The sequence below is a fragment of the Stenotrophomonas aracearum genome, from assembly GCF_031834615.1.
Taxonomy (GTDB): Bacteria; Pseudomonadota; Gammaproteobacteria; order Xanthomonadales; family Xanthomonadaceae; genus Stenotrophomonas; species Stenotrophomonas aracearum.
The window spans coordinates 2,261,447-2,283,265 of the sequence record NZ_CP115543.1 but is presented as its reverse complement, the minus strand read 5'-3'; the positions used below and the strand labels follow the sequence as shown (position 1 = coordinate 2,283,265).

The 21,819-nt window shown below is 68.2% G+C and carries 16 protein-coding genes; 4 read left to right on the top strand and 12 right to left on the bottom strand.

Annotated features, from left to right (window positions below; all coding sequences use genetic code 11):
- The first annotated feature begins 8 nt into the window (after positions 1-8).
- The gene (locus PDM28_RS10375) at positions 9-173 is read left to right on the top strand and encodes a DUF2934 domain-containing protein (protein ID WP_311181898.1); all 165 of its coding nucleotides are present in this window, start codon (positions 9-11) and stop codon (positions 171-173) included.
- Positions 170-2,290, top strand: coding sequence for a glycogen debranching protein GlgX (gene glgX, locus PDM28_RS10370; RefSeq protein WP_311181897.1), 2,121 nt, complete (start codon positions 170-172; stop codon positions 2,288-2,290). Before PDM28_RS10375 ends, glgX begins: the two co-directional genes overlap by 4 nt.
- 24 nt (positions 2,291-2,314) lie before the next feature.
- On the opposite strand, the gene PDM28_RS10365 is transcribed toward glgX, so the two are convergent.
- Together PDM28_RS10365 and PDM28_RS10360 are read right to left on the bottom strand one after the other, a co-directional pair.
- Positions 2,315-3,538, bottom strand: a complete 1,224-nt coding sequence (locus PDM28_RS10365; protein WP_311181896.1) for a patatin-like phospholipase family protein — start codon at positions 3,536-3,538, stop codon at positions 2,315-2,317.
- Positions 3,539-3,804: 266 nt separating this feature from the next.
- The gene (locus PDM28_RS10360; RefSeq protein WP_311181895.1) at positions 3,805-4,737 is read right to left on the bottom strand and encodes a LysR family transcriptional regulator; all 933 of its coding nucleotides are present in this window, start codon (positions 4,735-4,737) and stop codon (positions 3,805-3,807) included.
- A 127-nt stretch (positions 4,738-4,864) separates the two neighbouring features.
- On the opposite strand from PDM28_RS10360, the gene PDM28_RS10355 reads away from it, so the two are divergent.
- On the top strand, positions 4,865-5,998 hold the full coding sequence (locus PDM28_RS10355) for an alkene reductase (protein WP_311181894.1): 1,134 nt from the start codon (positions 4,865-4,867) through the stop codon (positions 5,996-5,998).
- On the opposite strand, the gene pip is transcribed toward PDM28_RS10355, so the two are convergent.
- Positions 5,983-6,936 (bottom strand): prolyl aminopeptidase, encoded by a 954-nt coding sequence (gene pip / locus PDM28_RS10350; protein WP_311181893.1) that lies wholly within the window; start codon positions 6,934-6,936, stop codon positions 5,983-5,985. The two genes, PDM28_RS10355 and pip, sit on opposite strands and share 16 nt — an antisense overlap.
- A gap of 69 nt (positions 6,937-7,005) precedes the next feature.
- Complete coding sequence (locus PDM28_RS10345) at positions 7,006-7,446, bottom strand: hypothetical protein (RefSeq protein WP_311181892.1); 441 nt, start codon at positions 7,444-7,446, stop codon at positions 7,006-7,008.
- 71 nt (positions 7,447-7,517) lie between these two features.
- On the opposite strand from PDM28_RS10345, the gene PDM28_RS10340 reads away from it, so the two are divergent.
- Positions 7,518-12,236: an ATP-dependent helicase gene (locus PDM28_RS10340; protein ID WP_311181891.1), complete on the top strand. Its 4,719-nt coding sequence runs from the start codon at positions 7,518-7,520 to the stop codon at positions 12,234-12,236.
- Between the two features lie 40 nt (positions 12,237-12,276).
- On the opposite strand, the gene PDM28_RS10335 is transcribed toward PDM28_RS10340, so the two are convergent.
- The 8 genes from PDM28_RS10335 to PDM28_RS10300 all read right to left on the bottom strand — a co-directional run bounded on the left by PDM28_RS10335 (position 12,277) and on the right by PDM28_RS10300 (position 21,725).
- The gene (locus PDM28_RS10335; RefSeq protein WP_311181890.1) at positions 12,277-12,879 is read right to left on the bottom strand and encodes a nucleotidyltransferase family protein; all 603 of its coding nucleotides are present in this window, start codon (positions 12,877-12,879) and stop codon (positions 12,277-12,279) included.
- A gap of 26 nt (positions 12,880-12,905) precedes the next feature.
- Positions 12,906-13,952, bottom strand: a complete 1,047-nt coding sequence (locus tag PDM28_RS10330) for an XdhC family protein (protein ID WP_311181889.1) — start codon at positions 13,950-13,952, stop codon at positions 12,906-12,908.
- On the bottom strand, positions 13,949-16,147 hold the full coding sequence (paoC, locus tag PDM28_RS10325) for an aldehyde oxidoreductase molybdenum-binding subunit PaoC (protein WP_311181888.1): 2,199 nt from the start codon (positions 16,145-16,147) through the stop codon (positions 13,949-13,951). The genes PDM28_RS10330 and paoC overlap by 4 nt, the downstream gene beginning before the upstream one ends.
- A gap of 3 nt (positions 16,148-16,150) precedes the next feature.
- Positions 16,151-17,101, bottom strand: coding sequence for an FAD binding domain-containing protein (locus tag PDM28_RS10320; protein WP_311181887.1), 951 nt, complete (start codon positions 17,099-17,101; stop codon positions 16,151-16,153).
- Positions 17,098-17,742, bottom strand: coding sequence for an aldehyde dehydrogenase iron-sulfur subunit PaoA (paoA, locus tag PDM28_RS10315; RefSeq protein WP_311181886.1), 645 nt, complete (start codon positions 17,740-17,742; stop codon positions 17,098-17,100). The genes PDM28_RS10320 and paoA overlap by 4 nt, the downstream gene beginning before the upstream one ends.
- A 118-nt stretch (positions 17,743-17,860) precedes the next feature.
- Positions 17,861-20,131 carry a xanthine dehydrogenase family protein molybdopterin-binding subunit gene (locus PDM28_RS10310; RefSeq protein WP_311181885.1) on the bottom strand — a complete coding sequence of 757 codons (2,271 nt, stop codon included), beginning with the start codon at positions 20,129-20,131 and terminating at the stop codon, positions 17,861-17,863.
- Positions 20,128-21,171 carry an FAD binding domain-containing protein gene (locus PDM28_RS10305; RefSeq protein WP_311181884.1) on the bottom strand — a complete coding sequence of 348 codons (1,044 nt, stop codon included), beginning with the start codon at positions 21,169-21,171 and terminating at the stop codon, positions 20,128-20,130. The genes PDM28_RS10310 and PDM28_RS10305 overlap by 4 nt, the downstream gene beginning before the upstream one ends.
- Complete coding sequence (locus PDM28_RS10300) at positions 21,144-21,725, bottom strand: (2Fe-2S)-binding protein (RefSeq protein WP_311181883.1); 582 nt, start codon at positions 21,723-21,725, stop codon at positions 21,144-21,146. Before PDM28_RS10300 ends, PDM28_RS10305 begins: the two co-directional genes overlap by 28 nt.
- Between the last annotated feature and the right edge of the window lie 94 nt (positions 21,726-21,819).

Here is a 21,819-nt window from a genome sequence, read left to right as displayed (position 1 = left end):
GCACGACGATGGACGACGAACAGAAGGCAGCGCGAACCCGGGAACTTGCCCGCCAGATATGGGAAGCCGAAGGCCGCCCGGACGGACATTCGGCCCGCCATTGGCACATGGCCGAGCGGTTGGTAGCGGCCGAGGTGGAAGCGGCGCAATACGACCAGGAGGCGAGCCGATGAGCCGTGCCAGTGGCGCCGCGCACTCGCGGGTCAAGGCCGGTCGACCGTATCCGCTGGGCGCCACCTGGGACGGGCTGGGGGTCAACTTCTCGCTCTACAGCCGGCATGCCACCCGGGTCGAGCTGTGCCTGTTCAATGAACGTGGCCGCGAGATCGAGCGGATCACCTTGCCGGAGTACACCGACGAGATCTGGCACGGTTACCTGCCGGACGCGCGGCCCGGCCAGCGCTACGGCTACCGCGTGCATGGCCCGTACGCGCCGGACGCCGGTCACCGTTTCAACCCCAACAAGCTGGTGCTGGATCCGTACGCGAAGCAACTGGTGGGTCAGATCAAGTGGGCCCCGCACCTGTTCGGCTACACCATTGGCCACAAGGACAAGGACCTCAGCTTCGACCGTCGCGACAGTGCCGGCTACATGCCGCGCTGCGTGGTGGTGGACCCCGCCTTCACCTGGGGCGCGGATCGTAGCCCGGCGGTACCCTGGGACCGCACGGTGATCTATGAAGCGCACCTGCGCGGTCTGTCCATGCAGCACCCGGCCGTGCCGGAGGCTTCGCGCGGCACGTTCTCGGCGCTGCGCTCGGAGGCGGTCACCGACCACCTCAAGCACCTGGGGATCACCGCGCTGGAACTGCTGCCGGTGCACGCACATGTCGACGATCAGTATCTGGTGGACAAGGGGCTGAAGAACTATTGGGGCTACAACACCCTGGGCTTCTTCGCGCCGGATCCGGTGTTCATGTCGACCAGCACCATCGCCGAGTTCAAGCAGATGGTGGCAAGCCTGCACAGCGCAGGCCTGGAGCTGATCCTGGACGTGGTCTACAACCACACCGCCGAGGGCAACGAGCTCGGCCCGACCCTGTCGTTCAAGGGCATCGACAACGCCAGCTATTATCGCCTGGCAGAAGACCGGCGTTACTACATCAACGACACCGGCACCGGCAATACGTTCGACCTGACCAACGCCGGTGCGCTGCGGATGGTGATGGACTCGCTGCGCTACTGGGTGCAGGACATGCACGTCGACGGCTTCCGTTTCGACCTGGCCACGATCCTCGGCCGTGAGCGCGCGGGTTTCGATGCGTCCGGCAGCTTCCTCGACGCGGTGCGGCAGGACCCGGTGCTGAGCCAGGTGAAGCTGATCGCGGAGCCGTGGGACATCGGCCCGGGCGGCTACCAGCTGGGCAATTTCGCGCCGGGCTGGGCCGAGTGGAACGACCGCTTCCGAGACAACCTGCGCGCGTTCTGGAAGGGCGACGAGGGCCAGTTGTCCGAGTTCGCCACGCGCCTGATGGGCTCGGCCGACCTGTTCGACCACAACGGGCGGCGACCTGCAGCGTCGGTCAATTTCGTGACCGCGCATGACGGGTTCACCCTGCACGACCTGGTCAGCTACAACGACAAGCACAACATCGAGAACGGCGAAGACGGGCGCGACGGCAGCGACCACAACATCTCCTGGAACCATGGGGTGGAGGGCGCCACCGACGATCCCGGGATCCTGGCGCTGCGCCGTCGCCAGATGCGCAACCTGCTGGCCAGCCTGCTGCTGGCGCAGGGCACGCCGATGCTGCTGGCCGGCGATGAGTTCGGCCGCACCCAGAACGGCAACAACAATGCGTATTGCCAGGACAACCCGATCAACTGGATCGACTGGGAACGGGCGGCGAGCGAGGACGGGCAGCAGCAGTCGCAGTTCGTTCGCCGCCTGCTGGCGCTGCGTCGCCGCTACCCGCAGCTGCGGCGCAGTCGGTTCCTGGATGCGCGCGACGGCCAAGGGGCCGATGCCGCACATTGGCTGCGCCCGGACGGGCAGCCGATGCAGGAGGCGGACTGGCATGAACCGCAGCATCGCGCGTTGATGCTGCAGCTGCCGGCGCTGCCGCACGACGGCGAATCAACCGTGGTCGAGTCCACCCAGCTGTTGTTGCTGGTCAATGCGGCAGCTGAAAGCCAGGCATTCGCGCCGCCAAGCGCCGACAACACCCCGTGGCGCCTGCTGATCACCTCAGTGGACGACACGCCGGTGCAGCCCGACGAGCATGGACAGTGGCATCTGCCGGACCGCGCGATCGCGCTGTTGGCCAGCCGCGTGGGCAGCGGCCAGTAACGGTGAGGTACAGGCGCCTGGCGATCAGGGATCGTCGCCAGGCGTCATTCCGGGTGGGCGGGACAGCCACACCGGTCCCGCGCGGGCGCGTTGGTAGCCCAGGTCATACAGCACCTTCATCTGCACCGGATTGAAGCTGGTCGCCTCGGGCAAATCCAATGTCGAGTCGATGGTGACCCAGGCAAAGCGCGCCCGGTCGCGCCGTGCGTAGGCGTACTCACGGAACAGGTCGCCGATCATGCCCGCGCGCCCGGCCACTTCGATGGTGCGGAACGCGATGCCGCGCAGCGAGCGTTCCGCCGGGTCGGACGCTGCGGCGAGCTGGCCGTTGTGGATCAGGTAGGTGTCGTAGGTGGCGGGTGCCCGCGATACGCGGTTGTAGATCTGCTGGGGATCAATGATGCCGGCATGCAGGAAGATGTTGGCGGCGACGAAGCCGTCCACGTGCATCTCGTCGTAGCGTTTGCCGTGGGCCTCCACTTCGATCAGCACCGGTGGGAATGCAATCGGAATCGAGGCGGAGGCCAGCATTACCCGGCGGAACAGCGCGAGCGCCTCGGGAGACCCGCGAGTGGCAATCAGGCCCATGTTCCAGACCACGAAGTGGCGGGAATCGAGGTCTGCGGTGCCCATGTACAGCCGTCGCCCTGCACGGTGCTCGGCGGCGATCTTCCGCAGCAGAGGTGCGTCGATGGCACGGGCGACGAGCGCCTCCAGCGGTGCCGTATTCGCAAGCGACTCGCGGCGCAGCAGTGCCATCAACGGATTGCCGGCACTGAAAACATCCGCGTCGGAGGTGGTGGTGTAGAAGCGCCGCAACGCCGCGTCGTAGTCCGGGCCGAGGAAAGCATAAGGCGCCATCAACGCCCCGGTCGAAACCCCGGTGACGATCTTGAACGTCGGCCGGGTGCCCGTTGCGGTCCAGCCATTGAGGAACCCGGCCCCGAATGCCCCATTCGCGCCCCCACCTGACAGCGCAAGGTGCGGATAGTGGATGCGTCCATCGCCACCCACCGGAAAGTCGTCCGGCCGCTCATCGCGGATCGAGCGTTCAAAATCCAGTTCCATGTCGCGATTCGGCCGCCCGGCCCAGCCCCGCACATCGGGCATCCCCGGCACGGCCGCCCAGGCAACCTGATCGGCGGGCACGGGGTTGCGGGGCAGGGTGGCGCACCCGGCCAGCAGCAGGCAGCCCAGGAACAAGGCAAGCCAGGCAAACGCGCGGTGGCGGGCGTTGGATGCGTCCACGCCGCAAGCGTGGCACCAGAAGGGGAGGCGGGTCCACAGTAAAACCCGCAGAGTGCGGGACCTGCCGCTCGCCGGCGCTGGTAGGGTCGCATCCCAATCGACCGCCGATAACGGTGCATCGATCTGTTGGGGCATGACGTCGGGAAGGAACGTGCCCTTCGGAGTGGGTCATGCGTTCGTCGCGCTGATCAACACGGTCGGCGGTTGTTTGGGAACCAACCCTACCAGAGCATGCATCCGCATTTATGCGTGTCGTCCCGATTTCATCACGTGTCGGCAGCTTCATCCCAGTACGCAGGTGACCCAAAGCCGTCCAACAGGAATGCCGTCACTTCGCGCACCTTGCGTGAGCGCAGCTTGTTCTCGGGGGACAACAGCTGGATGTAGGAGCTCTCGACGCTTGCCGAGCCCTCCCACGTGCCGAGCAATGGCACCAGCTGCGTACGCTCAAAGCTGCCTTGTCGATACAGCCAGCTCGGAAACAGCACCACGCCGCGACCTTCCATCGCGGCGTCCAGCAACACTTCCGCGTTGTTGCTGCACAGCGGGCCACTGACATTGATGCCCTCGAACGCGGCGGAGGCATCCTGCCGGAAATACCAGCGCTGGGTGCCGAACTGGCCCTTGTAGAGCAGGCAGCGGTGATCCAGCAGGTCGGCAGGTGTTTGCGGTACGCCATGCGCGGCCAGGTAGGCCGGGCTGGCCGCCACGATCTGCCGTTGCGCGGCCACTGTGCGCCCGATCAGCCCGGAGTCGACCTGCGCTCCGATCCGTACCGTGATGTCCACGCCTTCCTGCACCGGGTCGATGAAGACATCGGTGAGCTGCAGTTCGACATCCAGTGCGGGGTGCTCGGCCTGCAGCGCGCCGATCAGGCGGGCCACGTGCAGGCGGCCGAACGCTTCAGGGGCGTTGATCCGCAGCCGCCCGCTCAGGGCGCCCTCGTTGTGGCCCAGATCGTCCACCGCCGCATCCAGCAGGTCGATGGCTTCGCGGGCCTGCTGATGAAAACGTTCGCCTTCTTCGGTCAGCCGCACCGCGCGGGTGCTGCGATAGAACAGCTGGTGGCCCAGGTCCTTTTCCAGTCCGGCGATGAAGCGCGACACCGATGACGCGGGTACCCGGAAGTGGCGGGCGGTAGCCAGGAAACTGCGGTTGCTGGCCACCATCAGGAAGTAGCGCAGGGCCTTGAGCTGCATCGGCTGGGCTCCATGATTGCGATTTACGCAATTGTGATTTGACGATTGGCCGGATTGTAGCTCCATCAGCATCTACCTAGCATGGACGCCTGCCCGCACCGTCGGGCCCCTCCCCAGGAACCCTGCCATGACTGCTTCCCTGTTTACCCCGTTCGACCTCGCCGGCACGCCACTGCGCAACCGGGTGGTGATGGCGCCGCTGACCCGTGCCCGCGCGCCCAATGACATCGCCGACGAGCGCATCGCGCTGTACTACGCCCAGCGCGCCACGGCCGGCCTGATCGTCAGCGAGGGCACGCCGATCTCGCAGGAAGGGCAGGGATACCTGTTCAATCCGGGCATCTTCCGCCCCGAGCAGATCGAGGGCTGGCGCCTGACCACCAACTCCGTGCATGCGGTGGGTGGGAAGATCGTGGCCCAGCTGTGGCACGTCGGCCGCGTTTCGCACCCGACCATCCAGGCAGATGGCGGCCAGCCGGTCAGCGCCAGTTCGAAGCAGCCCATGGGCGCGCAGGCCTTTGGTTACGACGAAAGCGGCACACCTGCGCTGGTTGCGCCGCCCGCGCCGCGCCAGCTTGCAACGGATGAGATCGCACGGATCGTCAGCGAGTTCGCACAGGCCGCGGCCAACGCCATCGAGGCCGGCTTCGACGGCGTGGAGATCCACGGCGCCAACGGCTACCTGTTCGAGCAGTTCATGAACCCGCTGGTCAACGACCGCACCGACCAGTACGCCGCCGACACCATGGAAAACCGCCTTCGCTTCACCCTGGAGGTGATCGACGCGGTGGTGGCCCGCATTGGTGCGGCGCGCACCGGCATTCGCCTGTCGCCATACGGTCAGTTGTTCGACATGCCGCTGCACGACGGGATCGACAGTACCTACAGCGCGCTGACCGAGGCGATCGGCCAGCGCGGGCTGGCCTACGTGCACCTGATGGACCAGTCCGGTTACCAGATGGGCGAGAAGGTGATGGCTGGGGGCGCTGAAACCGGCTTCCAGGCGCTGCTGCGCACGATCCGCGGCAACCTGCCGAACACCGCATTGATCCTGGCCGGTGGCCTGGACCGCGCGCGTGCCGAGCAGCTGATCGATGCGGGCCTGATCGACCTGGCGGCGTTCGGTGCGCCCTTCATCAGCAATCCCGATCTGGTTGCCCGCCTGCAGAACGGCTGGCCGCTCGCGACTGCAGACCGCACCACCTTCTACGGTGGCGGCGCGGAAGGTTACATCGATTACCCGAGCTACGCAGCCGCCTGATCGGCGAATGCATCGGTGGCGCGCACCAGCGCGTCCACCGTAGCCGGTTCGGTGGCGCCGTGGCCGGACAGCACCATCTCCAGGCGAGCCTCCGGCCATGCCTGTGACAGGTCCCAGGCGCTGCGCGGCGGGCAGATGATGTCGTAGCGACCCTGCACGATCACCCCCGGCAGGTGGCGGATGCGGTCGATGTCGCGCAGCAGCTGGCCGTGCTCGAGAAACGCGTTGTGGCGGAAGTAGTGGGCTTCGATGCGCGCCTTGGCCAGGGTGTCGAGCGGGTCTGCGTCGGAGACGGCGTCCACGTCATGCACCAGCGTGGCGGCGAAGTCTTCCCAGCCGAGCCAGGCTTGCGCCGCCGCGATCCGGGTTGCCTGATCGTCGCTGTCGAGCCGCTTCCAGTAGGCTTCGATCATCTCGCCGTGTTCGTCCGCCGGCAGATAGGCGGCGTAGCGCGCCCAGCGTTCTGGGAAGATCCAGCGGGCGCCGCCGTCGGCCTCGGCAAACCATCTATTTTCGTCTGCGCGGCCGAGGTAGACGCCGCGCACGATCAGGCCGGTGGCGCGGTCGGGGTGGGCCTGCGCGTAGGCAAGGGCGAGGGTGGAGCCCCATGAGCCGCCGAAGACCAGCCAGCGGTCGATGCCGAGTTCGGTGCGAACGGTTTCGATATCGGCAACCAGGTGCGCGGTGGTGTTGTCGCGCAGTTCGCCGAACGGCGTGGAACGGCCGCTGCCACGTTGGTCGATCAGGACGATGCGGTAACGGGTGGGATCGAAGAAACGGTGGTGCGTCGGGGAGATCCCTGCGCCTGGGCCACCGTGCAGGAACACGACCGGGATGCCGGTGGGGGTGCCGCATTCCTCTACGTGCAGGGTGTGGAGCGCATCTACCGCGAGGGTGTGTTCGCGATAGGGGATGATGGAAGGGTAGAGGGTGCGCATTCGTAGGGCTTGGGCGGGGTGTTGGTCCAGCATAGCCCAGAGGTTCCGTGGGACACGCGCGGCGTGTCGCTACTCTATTGCGACCCGCACGTCTCGGGCCGTGTCGCGTAGCAGTTCTACGGTGAAGTCGGGGGCGCCGCGTTGGGCTTCTATGACGACTACATCGCCGTTCTCGACCATGACCTTGTAGCGGTCGCCCAGTCGCGCACTGATGGCGGCGCGGGCGGCGTTGGCAATCAGCGTCTCGGAGTCCCCTTCGCTGATCGGCACGTCGATGTGCATCGGCGACTCTTCCTGCAACCAGATGCGGAAGCTCACGGTGCCGTTCGATTCGGCGGCGTCATGGATCGCCAGGCGCCAGCTGTTGGCGGCCTTCGGGCGCGGCATGTCGGTGGCACGCGGGGTGAGCACGGGCGCGAACTGCGCCATCGCCGTTGAGCTGCCCGCGAACAGGACACACAGACCGAGGGAGAGGGCGACTTTCAGGGCGGGATGCGGATGGCGGTTCATGGCGGTGGCCGGTCAGTAAACAGCGGGTTGTGATCAGTATTTCTACGCCCCTGCGGGTAATCTGGACGTCAATGAGACAGTCGCCTCCCCATCACGCGCTCGTTCCGTTTGAACCCGCCACCCGCGACTGGTTCGCCTCGGCCTTCCCAGCGCCCACGCCCGTGCAAACGGCGGCATGGGCGGCCATCGGCCAGCGCCAGCACACCCTGGTGATAGCGCCCACCGGCTCGGGCAAGACGTTGGCAGCGTTCCTGCACGCGATAGACCAGCTGTACCGCCAGCGCCTGCACGACACCGGACCACGGCGCACACGCGTTCTTTACATTTCCCCGATCAAGGCGCTGGGGGCCGACGTCCAGCGCAACCTGCAGGTGCCCTTGCTGGGCGTGGATGCCGAGCGCGAGCGCCGCGGCGATCCGCCGGTCACCCTTACCGTCGCAGTCCGCACGGGCGACACGCCCAGCGCCGAACGCGCGCGGATGGTGCGGCGCCCGCCGGATATCCTGATCACCACCCCGGAATCGCTGTTCCTGATGCTGACCTCGCAGGCACGCGAGACGCTGCGCGAGGTCGACACCGTGATCGTCGACGAGATCCACGCGGTGGCCGGCAGCAAGCGCGGCACCCACCTGGCGCTCAGCCTGGAGCGGCTGGACGCGCTGCTGCCGGTGCCGGCGCAGCGCATCGGGCTGTCTGCCACGGTGCGGCCGGTGGAACGGGTTGCGGCCTTCCTGGGGGGCGACCGGCCGGTGACGGTGGTCGACCCGGACAGCCCGCGCCAGCTGGACGTGCGCATCGTAGTCCCGGTGGAGGACATGGCCGACCTGCCGGCGCAGGCAGGACCCGGCGGGGAGCACGACGGGCACGCGCGCGCCGGGTCGATCTGGCCGCATGTGGAGGCCAGCATCCTGGACCAGGTGCTGCAGCGCCGCTCGACCATCGTGTTCGCCAATTCGCGTGGGGTGGCCGAAAAGCTGACCGCGCGCCTCAACGAGTTGTACGCCGACCGCACTGCGCGTGCCGCCGGGCTCCCCGTGCCCACGGCGGTACCGGAGCAGTACGGCTCGTTCACCGGCAGCACCGTGTCGCGCGTGCTCGACAGTCCGGAGGTGATCGCGCGCTCACACCACGGCTCGGTCTCGAAGGAACAACGCCGCGAAATCGAACGGTCGCTCAAGGACGGCAGCCTGCGCTGCGTCGTGGCCACCTCCAGTCTGGAGCTCGGCATCGACATGGGCCTGGTCGATCTGGTGATCCAGGTTGCGGCGCCGCCGTCGGTCGCCAGCGCCCTGCAGCGCATCGGCCGCGCCAGCCACCAGGTGGGTGGCACGTCCACCGGGTTGGTATATCCGCGCACGCGGCGCGACCTGATCGATGCGACCGTGGCGATCCAGCGGATGCTGGCGGGACAGATCGAGGCGGTCGACCCGCCACGCAACCCCCTGGACGTGCTGGCCCAGCAGACCGTGGCCGCGGCCTCGATGGACACGCTGGACGTGGAGCAGTGGTACGCCACGGTGCGCCGCGCGGCGCCGTACGTGACCCTGCCGCGCAGTGCGTTCGACGCGACCCTGGACATGCTGGCCGGGCGCTATCCCTCCGACGACTTCGCCGGCTTTCGCCCGCGCCTGGTCTGGAACCGGCAGAGCGGCGAACTGAGCGCGCGGCCCGGCGCCAAGCTGCTGGCCGTGACCAGCGCCGGCACCATTCCCGACCGGGGCATGTACAGCGTGATGCTGCCGGAAGGCGAGGAGCGCGCCGGTTCGCGTCGGGTGGGCGAGCTCGATGAGGAAATGGTGCACGAGTCACGGGTCAATGATGTGATCACCCTGGGTGCAACGTCGTGGCGGATCGAGCAGATCACCCACGACCAGGTGGTGGTGACCCCGGCGCCCGGGCGTTCGGCGCGGCTGCCGTTCTGGCGCGGCGAGGGCGTGGGTCGCCCGGCCGAGCTGGGCGAGGCGGTGGGTGCCTTCCTGGCGGCGATGGACACGGATGCTGCCACCGGCGAGATCGCGCCCGCGCATCTGCAGGACCTGCGACGCTGCGGGTTGCAGCCGAACGCCATCGCCAACATCGTCGGCCTGCTGGACGAACAGCGCGAGGCCACCGGCGTGCTGCCCACCGACCGCCGGCTGGTGGTGGAGCGCTGCCGCGACGAGTCCGGCGACTGGCGGGTGATGCTGCATTCGCCGTATGGGCGTCGCGTGCACGACCCGTGGGCGCTCGCCCTCGCCGGGCGCATCCAGGACCGCTGGGGCATCGATCCGGCGGTGGTGGCCAGCGACGACGGCATCATCCTGCGCATTCCCGATTCCACCGGGCGCCTGCCCGGCGCGGAGCTGTTCCTGTTCGATCCGGAACGCTTGCGTCGCGAGGTGAACCAGTCGGTCGGCAGCTCGGCGCTGTTCGCGGCCCGCTTCCGTGAGTGCGCCGCGCGCGCCCTGTTGCTGCCCCGGACCAAGCCCGGTCGCCGTTCCCCGCTGTGGCAGCAACGCCTGCGCTCGGCCGAACTGCTGGGCATCGCGCAGCGTTACCCGGACTTCCCGATCCTGATCGAGACCGCGCGCGAGTGCCTGCAGGACGTCTATGACCTGGATGCGCTCGACGCGTTGATGCAGCGCTTGGCCGAGGGCAGCGTGGAGATCGCCGAGGTCACCACCGAGGTGCCGTCGCCATTCGCCGCCAACCTGCTGTTCGGCTATGTGGCCGAGTTCATGTACGGCACCGACGTCCCGCTGGCCGAGCGTCGCGCGTCGGTGTTGTCGCTGGACACCGGTTTGCTTGGCGACCTGCTCGGGCAGGTGGATCTGGGCGAACTGCTGGATGCTGGCGTGGTGGAGCAGGTGGGGCAGGAGCTTCAGCGCCTGGCACCGCAGCGACAGGCGACGGGCAGGGAGGGCGTGGCCGACCTGCTGCGCGAGCTGGGGCCCATGAGCGAGGATGCAGTAGCGCAGCGGCTGACCGATGGCGCAAAGGCGCGCGCCCATCTGCTGGCACTGCAGCGCGAACAACGCGCCTTCAAGGTACTGCTTGCCACTCGCCCGTGCTGGGCGGCGGTGGAAGATGCCGCACGCCTGCGCGACGCGCTGGGCGTGGTGCTGCCCGAAGGGCTGCCTGCTGCATTCCTGAAGGAAAGCGCAGATCCTGTTGGGGACCTTCTGGGCCGCTACGCGCGCACCCATGCACCGTTCACGACGGCCGACGCTGCGCAGCACTGGGGCCTGGGCGTGGCAGTAGCGGATGCGGGACTGGATGCCTTGTCGGCACAGGGCAAGGTGTTGGGGGGGCATTTCGGTGCAGCGCAGCGTGCCGGGCTGGACGCGGTGGCCGAACCCCTGTCGTTGGCGCGCCGGGAATGGGTAGGCGAGGGCGTGTTCCAACGCCTGCGACTGCGTTCGCTGCAGGCGGCGCGCGAGGCCACGCGGCCGGCCACGCGCGAGGCCTACGTTGCGTTGTTGCTGCAGCGCCAGGCGCTGATTGCCGACGCGGCGGTGGCCACACGTACCCGTGCGGTGCCTGCGCACGGCCCGTTGCAGGGCGCCGACGGCGTGCTGCGCGTGGTGGAGCTGCTTGCCGGTGTACCGCTGCCGGCGTCTGCCTGGGAGAACCAGATCCTGCCGGCGCGCGTGACCGACTACGCGCCCTCGATGCTGGACGGACTGCTCGCCAGCGGCACCGTGGTGTGGGCAGGACACGGCAAACTTGGCGAGGACGATGGGCTGGTCTCGTTGCACCCACAGGAGCTTGCGGCGGAGTCGCTGCCATCCGTCGAGTCCTTCGAACCCTCCTCGTTGCAGGCCGCCATCCTGCAGGTGCTGGCCGATGGCGGCGCCTACTTTGCACGGCAGCTGCTGGCGGCCGTCGCGGCCCGCGGGGAGGCGGTAGGCAGCGATCCGGATGCACTGCACGACGCACTGTGGGAACTGGTCTGGGCGGGCCGGGTCACGACCGATATCTGGACGCCGCTACGCCATCTTTCCGGCGCCCGCCCGGTGCGGCCGCGCGTGGTCAGCTCGGCCAGGCAGGGGCGGTACGCGCGGGGCAGGGCGATGATGCATCCGCCGGGCAGCGACGATGCGCTGGGCGCACTTCGCGATGCGGCCTCCGGCGCCACCCTGGCCGGGCGCTGGTCGCTGGTGCAGCGTCCCGGCACGAGCGACACCGTGCGCGCCATAGCGCTGGCCGAAGGGCTGCTGGATCGGCACGGCATCGTGACGCGTGGCGCCGCAATCGCCGAGGGTGTTGCCGGTGGCTTCCCCGCGTTGGTGCAGGTGTATCGCGGCATGGAGGATGCGGGCCGCGTGCTGCGTGGACGGTTCGTCGAGGGCATGGGCGGGGCGCAGTTCGCCGAGCGAGGGTTGGTGGATGCGTTGCGCGAGGTGGCCGATGCGCAGGTGCCGGAGGGTCCGGGTGCGACCATCGGATTGTCCGCGGTGGACCCTGCCAACCCGTTCGGCCCGGTGCTGCCGTGGCCTGCGCACCGCGCGGTACTGCGACCCGTGCGCCGAGCTGGCGCGATCGTGGTGATCGGTGGCGGCCGGTTGCGCATGTACCTGGCGCAGGGTGGCCGGCAGCTGTTGACCTGGTTCGATGCCGATGCGGCCGACGCCGATGCCGTGTTGACGGCGGCCGCTCAGGCGCTTGCGATTGCGCTGCGCCGAGGACGGCGGGTGTCGTTCACGCTGGAGCTGATCGATGACCAGCCGGTGCGTCGCGATGCGGTGACCGAGGCATTGCGGGCGGTGGGGTTTGCCAGTGCGCCGAAGGGGTTGGGGTGGGATCCGTGACGGGCGACGTCGGTGTGCGTGGGCCGGGCAGAGCCCGGCCCTACGCGTCGATGAGGCCCAGGGATTGGGCGGCGCGCAGGTTGTCGGGGGTGTCGATGTCGAGTGCGAGTGCCGGCGCGTCGAGCAGGTAGACGCTCGCGGGATCCAGCGCGCGCAGCCGCGCGCGGAACCCGCTGTCGCCGCTGCGGCCGGCCAGATCGCCAAACCAGTGCCCGGGCACCACCGCAGGCACACCCACCGTCCCCGCATCCGCATCGGCCCCAACCGAAAGCCGCGTCCCCGCACACCCCGACAACGCGTTGCAAGCCCCCCGCAACAACGCATGCAGATGCGCCGCCTCCAGCGCAGGCTGATCGCACGTCACCACCAGCACCCGCGCAAACCCCGCCACCAGCGGCGCAGCCACCTCAAGACTGCTGCGCATGCCCCGCTGCGGCTCCGGGTTGATGACCATCGTCAGCGCCTGGTCGCCCAACGCTTCCCCAATGGCGTTCGCATCCGGCGGCAGCACCACCACCAGCGCCGCAGGGTTGGTACTGCGTGCCAACCGCACCACGCGATGCAAGAGCGTTTCTCCATCGATGCGAAGCAGCTGCTTGGGCTGCCCCAGTCGCGCACTGGCACCGGCGGCCAGCACCACCACGGCATGGTCCAACGTCCCGCCGCCCGTCATGACAGGCCTGCCGCCGCATGGCGCCAGGCCTGCAACTGCGCGGCAATGCTCAATGCGATCGCCTCGGGACCCCGACCACCCAGTGCAAGTCCCACCGGCGAGCGCAGCCGGGGGGAGAGGGACGCACAGGCCTGCGGGGGCAGCACCTTGAACAGATCGTCGCGACGGCGGCGTGGCCCCAGCAGCCCGATGAAGGGGATGGGCAGGTCGGCCAGTTGCTCCAGCGCCTCGCGGTCCAGCTCGAAATTGTGATGCATCACCAACACCGCATCGGGCAACGGCGCATGCCACAGAACTGCCGTGGCGCCGACCTCATGCCCCGGTAGCGCCGGCCGTTGGCCGGCGAACGCAGACGCACCCAACGAGCAACCGCCCGACAAACGCTCGCGCCAACGCTCACGTGGTTCAACCAACTGTACCCGCCACCCCAATCCGCGCAGCAGCGGCAGCAAGGGGGTGGCCTCTGGCCCTGCACCCAGCATCACTACGCTCGGTGCGGCACGCCACTGGATCTGCCACTGCGCACGGGTGCCGCCCCACTCGAGGGGGAGGCTGTGCAGCGAACCCGCAACTTCGCTGTCCTCGCACCGCCAGCCAAGCCGGCCTTCAGCCTCCAGCTGCAACGTCAGCGTTCCGTTACCGCGCAGCCAGCACGCCAATACGCCGCCGACGCCCTCCAGGGCGGCAAGGGGAATCAACACGATCCGCTGCAGTCCCCGGCACCCCACCGCGTTGGCCGAGAACAACGCGTCATCGTCGCGGGTGTCGATCTCCATCCAGTCCAGCGCAGCCTGGTCGACGGCCTGCATCGCGCGACGCTCGATCTCCGGTTCCAGGCAGCCTCCACTCAGCCAACCTACATGGCCCTCGTCAGTGAACAGAACCACGGTGCCGGCGCGGGTATAGGTGGAACCTTCGGTTTCCAGTACCACCGCCAAGGCCGCGCGCCGACCGGCACGCAGCGCGTCCAGCGTGGCCTGCAGGACCCGGCCGGGATTGCCGTCGTCCGCGTCCAGCGGCGCAGTGACCAGGCCGGCGCTCATCCGAGCTCTGGCAACCCGCGCAGCAGCTTGTCCAGCGTGATCGGATACTCCCGCACGCGGGTGCCGGTGGCGTTGTAGATGGCGTTGGCCACCGCTGCGCTGACCCCGCACAGGCCGAGCTCGCCCACGCCCTTGGCCTTCATCGGCGAGGACACCGGATCGGTTTCGTCCAGGAACACCACCTCCTGGTGCGGAATATCCGCATGTACCGGCACTTCATAGCCGGCCAGGTCGTGGTTGACGAAGAAGCCCAACCGCGTGTCCACCGCCAGCTCTTCGGACAACGCCGCGCCCACGCCCATGGTCATCGCGCCGATCACCTGGCTGCGCGCGGTCTTGGGATTGAGGATGCGACCGGCCGCGCAGACGGCGAGCATGCGGCGGATGCGGCTTTCGCCGGTGGCCACGTCCACGCCTACTTCCACGAAGTGCGCGGCGAAGGTGGACTGCTGGAACTTCTCTTCCAGCTCGGCGAACTCGATGCTGTCTTCGGCGACCAGCTCGCCGTCGGCGGCGGCCTTGCCCAGTGCAACGGTCTTGCCGCCTTCGCTCACCTGCCCACCGGCGAAGTCCGCCGTGGCGGGGTCAAAACCGAGCTTCGCGGCAACCGCTTCGCGCAGTTTGGTGCAGGCCGCGAACACACCTGCGGTCGAACTGTTCGCACCCCACTGGCCACCGGAACCCGCCGACGCCGGGAAGCTGGAATCGCCCAGCTTCACCGTGACCTTCTCGATCGGCACACCCAGCATTTCGGCGGCGGTCTGCCCGATGATGGTGTAGCTGCCGGTGCCGATGTCGGTCATGTCGGTTTCCACCGTGACCTGGCCAGTGGCATCCAGTCGCACGCGCGCACCGGATTTCATCACCAGGTTGTTGCGGAAGCCTGCGGCCACGCCCAGGCCGACCAGCCAACGCCCATCGCGCTGCTGGCCCGGTTGGGCATTGCGCTTGTCCCAGCCAAAACGCTGTGCACCATCACGCAGGCACTGCACCAGCTGGCGCTGCGAGAACGGGCGCTCCGGGTTGGCCGGGTCGACCTGGGTGTCGTTGCGGATGCGGAACTCGATGGGGTCGAGCTTGAGCTTCTCCGCCATTTCATCCATCGCGATTTCCAGCGCCATCAGTCCCGGTGTCTCACCGGGAGCGCGCATCGCATTGCCTTCCGGCAGGTCCAGGTTCGCCAGGCGCAGGCCTGCCAGGCGGTTGGCACCGGCATACAGCAGTTTGGTCTGCTGCACGGCTTCTTCGGGCGAGCCGCCGGGGAGGTTGCCCGACCACGATTCGTGACCGATGGCGGTGAGGGTGCCTTCGGCGGTGGCGCCCAAGCGGATGCGCTGCAGCGTGGCCGGGCGATGCGTCGTGTTGTTGGCGATCTGCGGGCGCGAGAGCGCCACCTTGACCGGTCGTTTCGCCGCACGTGCGCCCAGTGCCGCCAGCAGCACGTCCGAACGCACGAACAGCTTGCCGCCGAAGCCGCCACCGATGTACGGCGAGATCAGCCGCACGTTCTCCTTCGGCATGCCCAGCGTCTTGGCCAGGTCGCCCTTGCCCCAGTCGATCATCTGGTTGGAGGTCCACACGGTCAGCGTGTCGCCCTCCCACGCGGCGAGCGTGGCGTGTGGTTCCATCATGGCATGCGACTGGTCGGGCGTATGGTAGGTCGCATCCAGCGTGACCGGTGCATTGCCATAGGCGCGTTCGAAGTCGCCCACGCGTGCGTCGGGATCGGTCTTCTGGAAATTCGTGCCGGCCTTCTTTGCAGCTGCGAGGTCGTAGGCGCCTTTCCCGGTGGCGTAGCGGACTTTGACAAGCCCGGCCGCTGCGCGCGCCTGCTCAAACGTTTCGGCCACCACCAGCGCCAGGGCCTGGTGATAGTGGGAAATCTCCGGACCGCCCAGCAGCGCGGCGGCGTTGCGTTCCGACTTCTGCAGCGGACCAGCGGTGTCGGCGGTAACGATGGCCAGCACGCCGGGTGAGCGGCGCGCCGCGTCCAGCTCCATGCCGCTGACCCGACCCTTGGCGATGCCGGCAGTCACCACGTAGCCGTAGGCAGGGTTGGCGATGGCATCGTGCCGTTCATACGCATACGGCGCGTGCCCGGTGGTCTTCAGCGGGCCGTCGATGCGGTTCAACGGCTTGCCGACCACCTTGAGCTGGTCGATGGGATTCTTGCCGGCGGGTGTGTCGAATTTCATGGCTTACCCCTTCGCTTCCAGCAGCACGGCGGCGAGCGTGCGTTCGGCCAGCTGCACCTTGAAGGCATTCTGTGACGAGGGCGTCGCGCCTTCCAGCAGCTTGGCCATCACTGCGCTTGCGCCCCGTGGAAGCAGCGCATCCGCCTCCGGCGTGCGCCACGGTTTGTAGGCCACGCCACCAAGCGCCACGCGGCCAGTGCCGTCGCGCTGGACCACCGCAGCCACCGATACCAGCGCAAACGCATACGACGCGCGGTCGCGCACCTTGCGGTAGATATGGGTGCCGCCGAGCGGGGCAGGCAGCACGGCCGCCGCGATCAGCTCGCCCTTCTCGAGCACGGTTTCCAGCTGCGGGGTAGTGCCCGGCGGGCGGTACAGGTCGTTCAACGGAATGCGCCGGCTGGAACCATCCGGGCGGATGGTTTCCACCACGGCATCCAGCGCCATCATCGCCACCGCCATGTCGCTCGGGTGGGTGGCAATGCAGGCGGGGCTGGTACCGACCACGGCCAACTGCCGGCTGATGCCGCCAATCGCCCCGCAACCGCTGCCGGGCAGGCGCTTGTTGCAGGGCTGCGCGGTGTCGTAGAAGTAGGGGCAGCGGGTGCGCTGCAGGAGGTTGCCGGCAGTGGTCGCCTTGTTGCGAAGCTGGCCGGAAGCACCCGCCACCAATGCGCGGGTCAGCAGCGCATAGTCGCTGCGGATGCGCGTGTCGGCGGCCAGGTCGGTGTTGCGCACCAGTGCGCCGACGCGCAGGCCGCCGTCTTCGGTGGCTTCGATCGTATCCAGCTGCAGCCCGTTGACGTCGATCAGGTGGGTCGGGGTTTCGATCTCCAGCTTCATCAGGTCGAGCAGGTTGGTGCCGCCGGCGATGAAGCGTGCGCCCTGGGTGCGCGCGGCCGCAGCAGCGGCTTCGGCAGGCGAGGTGGCGCGTTCGTAGCTGAAGGCTCTCATGCGCGGTTGCCTCCGACGTCTTCAATGGCTTCGACGATGTTGGAGTAGGCACCGCAGCGGCAGAGGTTGCCGCTCATGCGCTCCCGGATCTCGTCGGTGGACAGCGCGGTGCGCGCCTCCAGGTCGCCGGTCACGTGGCTGGGAATGTTGTCGCGCACTTCCTGGAGCACCGCAACGGCCGAACAGATCTGGCCAGGCGTGCAGTAGCCGCACTGGCAGCCGTCGTGCTTCACGAACGCGGCCTGCATGGCGTGCAGGTTGTCCGGGCTGCCCAGCCCTTCGATGGTGGTGATCTTCGCGCCCTGGTGCATCACCGCCAGGGTCAGGCAGGCATTGATCCGGCGCCCGTCGACCAGCACCGTGCAGGCACCGCACTGGCCGTGGTCGCAGCCCTTCTTGGTGCCGGTCAGGTGCAGGTGCTCGCGCAGGGCGTCGAGCAGGGTCACGCGCGTGTCCAGTTGCAGGGTACGGGGACGGCCGTTCACCTCGAAAGCGACCTCGGCGGTGACCGGGGCGCGCGCACCCGGGGTATTCCCCTGCGCCTCGGCTACCGCGGCCGGCAGCACCATGGTGGTAGCCGAGCCGGCGCCGAGTTTCAGTACGTCGCGGCGCGAGAGGGAAAGGTGCGGAGGGGTGCTCATCGATTGGCTCCTCGTTGGCTGCTGCAGCCTGGCTCACGGGGTGGGGCACGGCCACGCCCCAAGCGCGCCGATGCCCCCATCATCGGGGAGCCCGGGTAGGCATACGGTGAAACGCCGCTCAGCGCATGACCTTGTCCGGGGTGATCGGCGTGCTGCGGACGCGCTTGCCGGTGGCGTGGTAGATGGCATTGCTGACCGCTGCGGATACCCCCACCAGTCCAATTTCGCCCACCCCCTTCGCGCCCAGGCTGCTCACCACCCTGTCGTCCTCGTCGGCGAACAGGACGTCGATATCGTGGATGTCCGCATTCACGGAGACGTGGTATTGGGCCAGGTCGTGGTTCATGAACCGGCCGAAGCGATGATCCGCCTCGCTATGTTCATGCAGTGCCTCGCCGATGCCCCAGATCACGCCGCCGACGATCTGGCTGCGCGCGGTGGTCGGGTTCAGGATGCGCCCGGCGGCGACCGCGCTGACCACGCGCATCACCCGAACCGTGCCGAGCTCTTCGTCGACCCGGACCTCCACGAAGACTGCGCTATGGGTGGCACGCACGAACTTGCGCTGTTCCAGGAGGTTCGGCAACAGCAGGTACTTCGCCTCGATGCCATCCAACTGGCCGTCGGCAAGCAGGGCCGTCAGCGGCACCGCACTCCCAGGATCGTCGCGCAGGGCCATGCTGCCGCGCGCGAACACCAGATCGTGTACCCGGGCGCGGGCGAAGGCGGCGCGGCCTTGCTTGCGGGCGAGTGCCAGAAGCTGTTTCTGCAGCTTTTCGCAGGCGCCCTGGACCGCCGAGCCCACCGTGGTGACATGCGAGGAGCCGCCTTCGATGGGCGCCACCGGCAGGGTCGAGTCGCCCATCTGGAAGCTCACCTGCTCGAGCGGCAGGCCCAGTGCCTCCGCCGCAATCATGCTCATCACCGTGTAGGTACCGGTGCCGATATCGCTGGCGGCGCTGCTCACCACCAGCCGACCGTCGGCGTGCAACCGGGCATGGGCGCGCGCGAACATCTGCAGTGCATCCCATTGCCCGGTGGCCATGCCCCAGCCGACCCATTCATGGCCTTCGCGTCGAGCGCGCGGCAGCGGTGCGCGATCGCTCCAGCCGAAGCGCTCGGCACCCAACCGGTAGCAGTCTCGCAGTGCCTTGGTGGAGAACGGCTTTCCGTCAGCGGGGTTGACCTCGGCGTAGTTCTTCAACCGGAGCGCCAGCGGGTCCATGCCGATGTCCGCCGCCAGCTCGTCCATCGCCACTTCCAGTGCATGCATGCCGTGGGCAGCACCCGGCGCGCGCATGTCAATGGGGGTGTACTGGTCCAGGTCCACCAGCTTGTAGCCCAGGTGCACGTTGTCGCAGGCGTACAGCTGCCCGCTCCAGTTGACCACTACTTCCACGTAATCTTCGAACCGTGACGTCTCGGCCACCGCGTCATGCGAAATGGAGCGCAGCGTGCCGTCCGCGTCGGCCGCCAGCTTCACCCGCTGCACGGTTTCAGGGCGGTGGCCAAAGGTGAACATCTGCTGCCGGGTCAGCACCACGCGGACTGACCGTTCCAGCGCCAGGCTGCCCATCACGGCCAGAGGCAACTGGTACTGCGGGCGCAGCCCGGAACCGAATGCGCCGCCGACATAGGGGTTGCGCACGGTGACCTTTTTCTTTGGCAGGCCAAACACCTGCGACACGTACCAGCGGCTGTTCTGCGAGCCCTGGGTCTTGTCGTAGATGGTGAGGTGGCCGTCGGCGTCGCGGATCACCGTGCTGGCGAACAGCTCCATCGGGTTGTGGTGTTCCACGCCGTGGTAGAAGTCGGCCACCACCTGGTGGGGTGCGTTGGCGAAGGCTGCGGTCGGGTCGCCCTTGTCCTTCGGTGGTGCGGAAAAGCCGGCCTTCATCTTGCGCGGCTCGCGCGCCCGGCCCATGGCGGCGAGCAGGTTGGTATCGTGTTCTTCCACCTCGTAATGCGTTTCGACGCGCCCGGCCGCTTCCCGCGCGGCCTCGAACGTCTCGGCCAGCACCAGCGCAACCGGCTGGCCGCTGTAGCGCACTACGTCGTCGTACAACGCACGGAAGGGTTTGCCGGCGGGGGCGGTCATGTCCTTGTAGAACAGGCCGTTGCCACGCATGTGCGGGCGGTTGAGATGGGTGATGATCTTCAGCACCCCGGGCACGGCCTCGGCTTCCTGGAGACTGAAGCCCAGGATGCGACCCTTGGCGATGGTGCTGTTGACGGCGACGCCGTAGACAAGGTCCGTCGCGGGCCATTCGGCCGCGTAACGCGCCTGGCCGGTGACCTTGGCGCGGCCGTCGATGCGCGGGGTGCCGGTGCCGGTGGGTACATGGCCAGTGCCGGGTATGGCGACGGGAGGCTGCAGTGGCAGGTTCATGCGGCATCTCCCTGATTGATGACTGTGCCCTTCGCTGCGGTTTCGAGCGCGCGCACGATGGCGCGGTGCGCCAGCGGAATCTTGAAGGCGTTCTGGCCCTGCGAGACCGCGCCTTTCAACAGGCGATCGGCCGCGAGCGCGAAAGTGGCCGGGGACGGCTTCGCGCCGGCCAACAGCGATTCCGCTTCCAGGCTCCGCCACGGTTTGTGTGCGACCCCGCCCAGCGCCAGCCGCGCGCTACGGACGTTGCCGTCTTCGTCAAGATCCAGTGCTGCCGCTACGGACACCAGCGCAAAGGCGTAGGACAGGCGCTCGCGGATCTTCAGGTAGGCGCTGTGCGCGGCGTACTGCGTGGCAGGCGGCAGTTCGATGCGCAGGATCAGTTCGTCGGCTTCCAGCGTGCTGTCGATGTGCGGGATGTCGCCCGGCAGCCGGTGGAAATCGAGGAACGGAATGCTGCGCTCGCCGCGCACGCTGGCCACGTGCACGGTGGCGTCGAGCGCCGCCAAGGCCACGCACATGTCGGAAGGGTGGGTGGCGATGCAGTGCTCGCTGGCGCCCAGGATGGCGTGGTGGCGGGTGAGGCCGCCGATGGCCGAGCAGCCGCTGCCCGGCTCGCGCTTGTTGCACGGCGTGGCACGGTCGTAGAAATAGGTGCAACGGGTCCGCTGCAGCAGGTTGCCGCCGTTGCTGGCCATGTTGCGGATCTGCGGCGAGGCGGCTGCCAGCATGGCGGCTGACAGCAGCGGGTAGTCGCGCTCGACCAGCGGGTGCCAGGCGGTGTCCGCGTTGCGCGCGGTTGCGCCCAGGCGCAGGCCGCCATCGTCGCGCCGTTCGATGGTGTCGAGCGGCAGCCGGTTCACGTCGACCAGCGTCTCCGGAGTCATCAGCTGCAGCTCCATCAGGTCGAGCAGGTTGGTGCCGCCGGCAATGAAGCGGGAGTCGTCCCCCGCGGTGGCCATGGTCTGCAGGGCCTGCCGGATCGACGAGGCGCGTTCGTAGGTGGCGGGGATCATGCCGGCACCGTCCCGGGCACCCACTGCTTCGGCGTGGCGGCATCCTGCGTTGGCGCGATGCCGGCTACCGACATCACCGCTTCAGTGATCTGCGGATACGCGCCGCAGCGGCAGATGTTGCCGCTCATCAGTTCGCGCACCTGATCCCGGCTACACGCCTTGCCTTCGTTGATCAGGCCCTGCGCGGAGCAGATCTGTCCGGGGGTGCAGTAGCCGCATTGCAGTGCATCGCAGGCGATGAAGGCCTGTTGCAGTGGGTGCAGGGCGTCGCCGTCGGCAAACCCTTCGATGGTCTGGATTTCGGCACCGTCCTGCATCACGGCCAAGGTCAGACAGCTGTTGATGCGGCGGCCATCCACCAGCACCGTGCATGCGCCGCACTGGCCGTGGTCGCAGCCCTTTTTGGTTCCGGTCAGCTGAAGCCGTTCACGCAGCAGGTCGAGCAGGCTGACCGTGGACTCCACCTGGAGCGTTTGCTGCTCGCCATTGACGGTGAGGCTGAGCGGGTACAGTACGCGCGGACCCGGGGAAGGGCGGGGCGGCGGAGTAACACGGGGTGATGCGACAGGCTCGCTCATGGCAGTTCCGGCTGGGGCGATTCGCCCTACGGTGTGCCATGGGTTGTCTAGTCAGGGTGCACGGTTGATGCAGGTGGCGCGAAGGCGGTCACAT

What these genes read in the sequence shown, in the direction of transcription:
- PDM28_RS10355 (WP_311181894.1), top strand. Translation starts at nt 4,865, where the DNA reads ATGACTGCTTCCCTGTTTACCCCGTTCGACCTCGCCGGCACGCCACTG.
- PDM28_RS10360 (WP_311181895.1), bottom strand. Translation starts at nt 4,737, where the DNA reads ATGCAGCTCAAGGCCCTGCGCTACTTCCTGATGGTGGCCAGCAACCGC.
- PDM28_RS10375 (WP_311181898.1), top strand. Translation starts at nt 9, where the DNA reads ATGGACGACGAACAGAAGGCAGCGCGAACCCGGGAACTTGCCCGCCAG.
- PDM28_RS10300 (WP_311181883.1), bottom strand. Translation starts at nt 21,725, where the DNA reads ATGAGCGAGCCTGTCGCATCACCCCGTGTTACTCCGCCGCCCCGCCCT.
- glgX (WP_311181897.1), top strand. Translation starts at nt 170, where the DNA reads ATGAGCCGTGCCAGTGGCGCCGCGCACTCGCGGGTCAAGGCCGGTCGA.
- PDM28_RS10310 (WP_311181885.1), bottom strand. Translation starts at nt 20,131, where the DNA reads ATGAACCTGCCACTGCAGCCTCCCGTCGCCATACCCGGCACTGGCCAT.
- PDM28_RS10345 (WP_311181892.1), bottom strand. Translation starts at nt 7,446, where the DNA reads ATGAACCGCCATCCGCATCCCGCCCTGAAAGTCGCCCTCTCCCTCGGT.
- PDM28_RS10320 (WP_311181887.1), bottom strand. Translation starts at nt 17,101, where the DNA reads ATGAGAGCCTTCAGCTACGAACGCGCCACCTCGCCTGCCGAAGCCGCT.
- pip (WP_311181893.1), bottom strand. Translation starts at nt 6,936, where the DNA reads ATGCGCACCCTCTACCCTTCCATCATCCCCTATCGCGAACACACCCTC.
- PDM28_RS10330 (WP_311181889.1), bottom strand. Translation starts at nt 13,952, where the DNA reads ATGAGCGCCGGCCTGGTCACTGCGCCGCTGGACGCGGACGACGGCAAT.
- paoA (WP_311181886.1), bottom strand. Translation starts at nt 17,742, where the DNA reads ATGAGCACCCCTCCGCACCTTTCCCTCTCGCGCCGCGACGTACTGAAA.
- PDM28_RS10340 (WP_311181891.1), top strand. Translation starts at nt 7,518, where the DNA reads ATGAGACAGTCGCCTCCCCATCACGCGCTCGTTCCGTTTGAACCCGCC.
- paoC (WP_311181888.1), bottom strand. Translation starts at nt 16,147, where the DNA reads ATGAAATTCGACACACCCGCCGGCAAGAATCCCATCGACCAGCTCAAG.